6 protein-coding genes and 2 pseudogenes are annotated in these 6,640 nt (G+C 70.2%); 2 read left to right on the top strand and 6 right to left on the bottom strand.

The genetic code is table 11. The features are described 5' to 3' along the window. Positions 1 to 13 precede the first annotated feature (13 nt). Both BLR21_RS41405 and BLR21_RS41400 read left to right on the top strand, forming a co-directional pair. Positions 14 to 811 carry an FAD-dependent oxidoreductase gene (locus BLR21_RS41405; RefSeq protein WP_338061102.1) on the top strand — a complete coding sequence of 266 codons (798 nt, stop codon included), beginning with the start codon at positions 14 to 16 and terminating at the stop codon, positions 809 to 811. A 68-nt stretch (positions 812 to 879) separates the two neighbouring features. Further along, positions 880 to 2,091 (top strand): MFS transporter, encoded by a 1,212-nt coding sequence (locus BLR21_RS41400; RefSeq protein ID WP_090015577.1) that lies wholly within the window; start codon positions 880 to 882, stop codon positions 2,089 to 2,091. Positions 2,092 to 2,286: 195 nt separating this feature from the next. On the opposite strand, the pseudogene BLR21_RS44790 reads toward BLR21_RS41400, so the two are convergent. The 6 genes and pseudogenes from BLR21_RS44790 to BLR21_RS41370 all read right to left on the bottom strand — a co-directional run. After that, positions 2,287 to 2,541: pseudogene (locus BLR21_RS44790) on the bottom strand (CDP-alcohol phosphatidyltransferase family protein); the annotation flags it as partial. A 442-nt stretch (positions 2,542 to 2,983) separates the two neighbouring features. Further along, positions 2,984 to 3,385, bottom strand: a pseudogene (locus BLR21_RS44785) (carboxymuconolactone decarboxylase family protein); the annotation flags it as partial. Continuing rightward, on the bottom strand, positions 3,385 to 4,302 hold the full coding sequence (locus tag BLR21_RS41385; RefSeq protein WP_256335264.1) for a class I SAM-dependent methyltransferase: 918 nt from the start codon (positions 4,300 to 4,302) through the stop codon (positions 3,385 to 3,387). The gene BLR21_RS41385 and the pseudogene BLR21_RS44785, both read right to left, overlap by 1 nt. A gap of 252 nt (positions 4,303 to 4,554) precedes the next feature. After that, positions 4,555 to 4,878 carry a hypothetical protein gene (locus BLR21_RS41380; RefSeq protein ID WP_090015576.1) on the bottom strand — a complete coding sequence of 108 codons (324 nt, stop codon included), beginning with the start codon at positions 4,876 to 4,878 and terminating at the stop codon, positions 4,555 to 4,557. Positions 4,879 to 4,880: 2 nt separating this feature from the next. Then, positions 4,881 to 5,279, bottom strand: a complete 399-nt coding sequence (locus tag BLR21_RS41375; protein WP_090015575.1) for an alpha/beta hydrolase family protein — start codon at positions 5,277 to 5,279, stop codon at positions 4,881 to 4,883. Then, a partial coding sequence (locus BLR21_RS41370; protein ID WP_338061101.1) for a dihydrolipoyl dehydrogenase family protein occupies positions 5,279 to 6,640 on the bottom strand: 1,362 nt, incomplete at its 5' end. The genes BLR21_RS41370 and BLR21_RS41375, both read right to left, overlap by 1 nt.

Below are 6,640 nucleotides of genomic sequence, written 5' to 3'. Positions count from 1 at the left end.
ACCCCGAGCAGGTATCACGCTGTCGGCGGCCCTGTCCGCTGACGGAGTGCGCGTGCTGACCTCGGCCACCGTGATCAAAGCAGCTCGGCATGCCAAGGGAGTGCGCCTCGACATCGACGGCCACGACGGCACCAGCGTGATCGACGTCGACCAGGTGCTCGTCGCGACCGGTCGTCGGCCGTGCACCGCCGGGCTGGGGCTGGACACCGCAGGAGTGCGCCTGGACGAACGCGGTTATGTCGTCGTGGATGCGAAGCTGCGCACCAGCAATCGCCGCGTCTATGCGGGTGGCGACGTCACCGGGGCGCTGCCGTTCACGCATGTCGCCGGGATGCACGGCAGCGTCGCCGCCACCAACGCGGTGCTCGCGCCGGTGCGTCGCGTCGACCACGAGCGGATCCCGTGGGTGACTTTCACCGACCCGGAGCTCGCCCATGTCGGTCTCACTGAAGAGCAGGCTCGTGAGCGTCATGGCGACGCGGTCCGGATTCGCTTGCTGCGCAACGAGCATGTCGATCGCGCGATCGTCGAGGACGACGTCGACGGGTTCACCCACGTCGTGCTCGACGCCAAGGGCCGGGTGCTCGGCGCAACGATCGTCGCCCCTCGGGCCGGGGAGATGATCGCCGAACTCACCTCGCTCATCGCTCGTCGCGGGCGGCTGCGTGATCTCGCCTCCGTCGTCCATCCCTACCCGGCCTGGTCCGATGGTGTGTGGAACGCCGCCGTCGCCGAGGCGGGCGACGCGCTCCGGGCACCCGTCATGCGTCGTGTCACCGATGCCCTGCTGCGCCTGCGCCGAACCTGGTGACGCGTCCCGCCGGTGCACATGACCTGCGAATTCTGTGGCGAACGCCGGGGTTCGGCAGGCTGCTGGGGGTGCGGGCGGTCTCGCTGACCGCGGACGGGTTGTTTCATACCGGTCTGGCCGGCTCGATTTTCTTCAGTCCCGAACGTGCCACTACGGCGGGGCAGGCTGCGCTGGGATTCGCCGCGCTGCTGCTGCCCTACAGCGTGATCGGGCCGTTCACCGGGCCCTTGCTGGATCGCTGGCGCCGCACCCGCGTGCTCGCGCTGGGCAATCTGATACGCGCCGTCGTCGTCGTGGCCGCGGCGGCCTCCCTGTTCGTCACCGGTCCGACCGGACCGGCGTTCTACCTCACCGCGTTGGTGGCGGTGAGCATCGGCCGGCTGCACAGCGCGGCCAGCTCGGCGGCCCTGCCGCACGTGGTGACCGGTGACCGGCTCGTGCCGGCCAATTCGGTGTGGACGGTCGTCGGGCTGGCCAGCGGTGCCATCGGCACGGGAGTGGGCCTGGGAATCCGTCACCTCGGTGAGGCCACCGATTCCGCGGCCGCCCTGTCTGTCGTGATCGCGGCCGTCGTGTACGTGGCCTCCGCCCTGCTTGCCGCCACGTTCCCCGCAGCGGCACTCGGCCCAGGAAACAACGCACGCTCCGCGGCGCCGGCACTGATCCGCACTTTGCGCGATCTCACGGATGGCGCCCGGAATGTGGCCGCCCACCGACCTGTCGTCGCCGCGCTGGTGGCGATCGGCGCGCATCGGCTGCTCTACGGCGTGTCCACCATCGCTACGCTGCTGCTCTACCGCAACTACTTCACCGACAGTGGCATGCTGCGTGCCGGTCTGGCCGGCGCGGCCCAGGTCGTCGCCGCGGCGGCCCTCGGCACGCTCTTGGCTGCTGCGGTCACTCCCGCGATCACCCGGCGCTGGTCTGCGCGCGGGTGGATCATCACCCTGTTCGCTCTTGCCGCCGTGGTGCAGGTGGCGCTGGGGTTGCCCTACCGGATGGCGCCGTTGCTGGTGGCCGCCGTGCTCCTGGGCGCGGTCGCGCAGGGCAGCCGCATCTGCGTCGAGAGCATCCTGCAGGCGCAGATCCCCGACCGCTTCCGAGGCCGGGTGTTCTCCTTCTACGACGCTCTGTTCAACGCGACCTTCGTTGGCGCAGCCGGGATCGCGGCGTTTGCCCTCCCCGACACCGGCAAGTCCTACCCGGTGCTGGCCGTCATCGCCGTCGGTTACGCGCTCGCCGCGGCCGGCTACGCCGTGGCCAGCCGCCCGTCGCGATGACGGCTCACGGCGACGTCGCGAGCCGGCCGCACGGATGTCCGCGATCGACGAGTAGTCACCCAGAGTCTTACCCCGGCCTGCTGGTGCGATGGCGGCCTGCCTGGCGGAGGACTGCCCGAAGGGCGAGCACCGCCTGCATCGCCGCGCCGGCCGGACGAGGACCGGGCGCGGCGCGTCCACCATCCGGCCGCGTCCGACGCTGGTGGTGGTGACCACGATGACGGGAACCACCCAGGCCAGCAGTGCGGCGGCACGGACGCGGCGGCTGGGCTCGTGGTGCAGGGCGAACCAAGCCCAGAATGCCGCGTCGGCCAGCGAGTCCGCAGCTGCCCCGAACGGGGATTGCGTGCCGAGCGCGCGGGCGAGCCGCCCGTCGGCGAGATCGCTGGCGAGTGCGACGACCGGCACTCCCCACCCGGAGGTGAGGGTGGGGAGGTTGGCGCGGGTCATGGTGATGACGTTGGCCAGGCCGAGGGACCCGCGGTGTTCGAGCATGCCCAGGTGCGTGGCGGCGGACACCCAGCTCGCCACCGTCCACACAGGACGCCTGCGGCGGCCGACCGCGGCGAAAACGAGATGCAGCACTGTGATCTCGGCGAGTGCTCGCGGTCGCAGCCTGGCTTGGTGAACTGAGCGGCCCGTGGTGTGGAGCAGGAAACGCCTCCACGCCCGTGGCCGCCATCGCCCCTCGCGCAACCCGGCCAGGAGTTCGTTGGTCGCCGCGCGGCTGTCCGGTTGGGTGATCACCGGGCGTCGCCGAACAGCTTCTTGAGCCCGGCGTAGCCGCCTTCGGCCAGGCGTTGCGCCGAGACCGTGAGTAGTCCGTGCTCGCTGAGATGCCGAGGCCCTCGACAAGGCGGTTCATGAAGTTGAACAGCGCGCACACCGAGACCGCGTCGTGCAGGGCCCGTTCATCCCAGCCCGCGGCGAACACCGCGTCGGCGTCCGCCCGGGTCATCCGGCTCGGGGTCCGGGTGAGCTTGCCGACGTAGCGCAGGAGCGGTTTGAGCGGCTCGTTCACCGGGCTGGTGTCGATATCGGCGAGCAGGCCGGTCAGTGTCGTCCCGGGGATACCGAAGGCCGCCGCGGTGGCGGTGTGCACCCCGTGGCAGTAGCCGCACGAGTTCACCCCGGACACGTAGACGGCGATGAGCTCACGTTCGGCCACGCTCAGCGGGGAGGGGCCGCGCAGCAGGACCTCGTGATAGTCGATCAACGGCCCGGCCGTGTCCGGGTACGCCCGGAACACGTCGAGCAGAGCGGCGTTCTCGGGCAGCGACGGCAGATACGGCATCAGTTCTCCATTCCGGGGAGGTGAGCGATGACACGGCGCAGTGGGAACGGCAGCCGACGCCCCGGCTTCGCCCAGGACACCAGCGCCGTCCGGGCTGCGTCGATCCGGTCGGGCTCGACGCCGGGCAGATAGAGCCCTTCGACCAGCAAGGCCGCTTCGCCCGGGTCGCTGATATCGCGTCGGAACACGAGACGCCGGCTGTCGTCGACAACGAAGCCGTGCGCGCGGAGGATTTTCGGCAGCCGGTCGCGAGCGTCGGGGTTGGGCCAGGGCTGTGAACGGATACCGAGGGCCCGCATGACCCGCAACCAGCCTGCCAAGCCGGGCACGAGCCCCATCCGGGACGGAACCAGGGCCACGAGCATCCCACCAGGCCGCAGGACCCGCTTCAGCTCGGCCAGCACCGCGTCGAGCGGAGTCACCACAGGCAGGCACATCGCCGCGCACACCGCGCCGACCGTGCCGTCGCCGATCGGCAACTGGTCGCCGCGGGCGCGCAGAACCGGGCCCCGCCCTTCCTGCCTGGCCAACGCCAGCTCACCGGCCGAGAGATCGACGCCGAGCCACGGTTCCTCACGCAGCAGGTCGCGGGTGGGCGCCGAGCCGCACGCGAGGTCGAGAATCACGTCCGTCCGGCCGCGTAGCGGCTCCACCAGCCACGGGTAGGGCCGCTTGCCCCGCCGGTCGGTCGCCGGCCCGAGCAGCCGCTCGGTGATACCCGCCCGGTCCTCGTGGAATCCGGCGAGATACCGGGACCACGGCGTGGTGTTGGCCTGCGTGCGGCGCACCGAGAGATAGCCCATGCCAGCGACGATAAATGGCACGACGTAGTTCACCGCCACTCGAACCCAAGTGCTCGTGTACGCAGTAACGCTCAGGATCGTGCCCTGGTTCACCAGCGACAGCACCGTGCCCACCACCCCACCGGAGACGCTGTCTGCGCGGTCCGTCCGCGCGCCACGAGCAGAACCGCCTCACGGGACCGCGTCCACGAACACCGGGCGCACATCTGCGCGCCGGTGTGCCGGCAGACCTCGACCACCACGTCAACCGTCACCTCGCAACTCCACGACCGTTGTCGCATGGAGCTAACCGACGCCGTCGCCCGGTCGGCAGGGCAAATGTCAGCCTGCTGACACCATCGACTGGTGGTCGTGCTTGGCCGCCTTTCAGGCCGCAGCAGCGTCCAGCATGACAATCGAGTTGTTGCCGAACAGGTCGCCGACCTCGATGCCCATCCGCCGATACAACAGCGGAGGCACTGAGATGTCGGCGATGTAGAGTTGGCTGGCTTCGCGTGCGCCAGGAGCCCGGTCTTGGGCAGCGCCAACGTCAACGTCGTGGTGGCCAGCACACAAGGTCGCGGTGGGGACGCCGGTCACGTCGAGCCCGCTCGGGGTGTGCACAGGTACTGGCTGGGCGTTGACCCAGCAGATGAGTGCGAAGCGTTCGGCGGGGTCTCCGGCGAGGCTGTAGCCGATGAGTGCGTCCACGATCAGATCAACACATCAGACTGATCCACAAAGGACAGACCCGTGGTGATAGGAAGACCCGTGCGGGCGAGGATGCCGAGCTGGTGCGCGGTAACCGCGCCGAGCGGGGCGGCGGGCGTGGCCAGCGCCACGCGCACGTCGCGGCCGCGGTCGGCCAGATGCCTGTTGGCGAAGTCGCCGCCGCAGGCGCCGAGTCCGGTGAAGTCGAAGCGCAGCACGGCGATCCGAAGTCGGTCAGAGCTCGCGAGATCCAGGCCTGCGGCGAGGGTGTCCTTGCTGCAGGCGAAGCAGTGTACGAACACCGCGTAGGCCCGTGGTGCGCTTTCTGGCAGATCGAGGCGTGCTGCGAGCGGCTCGCCTTGCGGTCCGGTGAACTCGATTCTGTGGCTCTGGCCTGGCATCAGGACAGCTGGCCGAGGGCGTCCTCGATGGCGCGGTGGAAGGTGGGGTAGGCGTAGATCATCTGCTTGAGCCGGTCGACGGGGACTTCGGCGTGTACGGCCACGGCGAGCGCGGAGAGTACTTCGCCGCCGTGCGGGCCGACGGAGGTGGCGCCGACAAGGACGCCCCGGTCGGCGTCCTGGACGAGTTTGATCACTCCGTCGTTGCCGGTCTGGTGGATCCAGCCGCGTGCGGAGCTGGGTACCTCGGTGGTTGCGGTGCGCACGTCGATACCGCGCTCGCGGGCCTGTACCTCGGTGAGCCCGACCGCGCCGACCTCGGGATCGGTGAAGGTCACTCGCGGCACGGCGTGGTACTCGGCACCGGGACCGTCTTCGCCGAGGATGTGCCGGGCGGCGATCGTGGCCTGGTACATCGAGACGTGGGTGAAGGCGCCTTTGCCGGTGATGTCGCCGATCGCGTAGACGCCGTCGGCGATGCGCAGGTGTTCGTCGGGCTCGACGAACTTGCGGTCGGTGTCCAGGCCGATCGTGGCGAGGCCGAGTCCGGCGAGGTCGGTGGCGCGTCCGGTGGCCACCAGCAGCCGTTCGGCCCGCAGCTCCTGGCCAGCGATTCCCACGGTGAAAGCGTTGCCGTCATGGGCCACTTCCTGTGTGGGGGAGCCGGTGTGCAGCGTGAGCCCTTCAGCGGTGAGCACGTCGGTGAGCACCTGCGCGGCTTCTGGTTCTTCCGCGGGCAGGATCCGGTCAGCGACCTCGACCACGCTGACAGTGGTTCCGAAGCGGGCAAATGCCTGGGCGAGTTCGAGCCCGATCGCGCCGCCGCCTAGCACGATCAGCGATCCCGGCGCCGTCTCGGCCACGACGGCATCGCGGTTGGTCCAGTACGGAGTCCCGGCCAGCCCGGGTATCGGTGGGAGGGCGGGGTCGGTGCCGGTGTTGAGCACGATCGCGCGGGTCGCCGTGAACTCCTCGTCGCCGATGCGCACCGTGCGGGGGCCGGTGATCCGGCCGTGGCCGCGGACGAACCGCCCGCCTTTGCCGGTGAAGCGATCCACCGCGACCTGGTCGTCCCAGTTGTCGGTGGCCTCGGCCCGGATGCGCGCCGCGACGGGCGCGTAGTCCGGTGTCACCTGGCTTTGCCCGGCGAGTGCGGGTACGCGGCGGGCTTCGGCGAGGCTGTTGGCGGCGCGGATCATCATCTTGCTCGGGATGCACCCGTAGTACGGGCATTCACCGCCGACGAGCCGGGCGTCGGCGCCCACCACGGACAGGCCGGCTTCGGCGAGTTGCCCGGCCAGCGCTTCGCCTCCTGGTCCCATGCCGATGACGACCACGTCGACGGTGCTGGACATCTCGGT

The organism is Lentzea albidocapillata subsp. violacea, assembly GCF_900100275.1.
Lineage (GTDB): Bacteria > Actinomycetota > Actinomycetes > Mycobacteriales > Pseudonocardiaceae > Lentzea > Lentzea violacea.
Note: the sequence above shows the minus strand (reverse complement) of the source record. Positions and strands in the feature narration are given on the sequence as shown.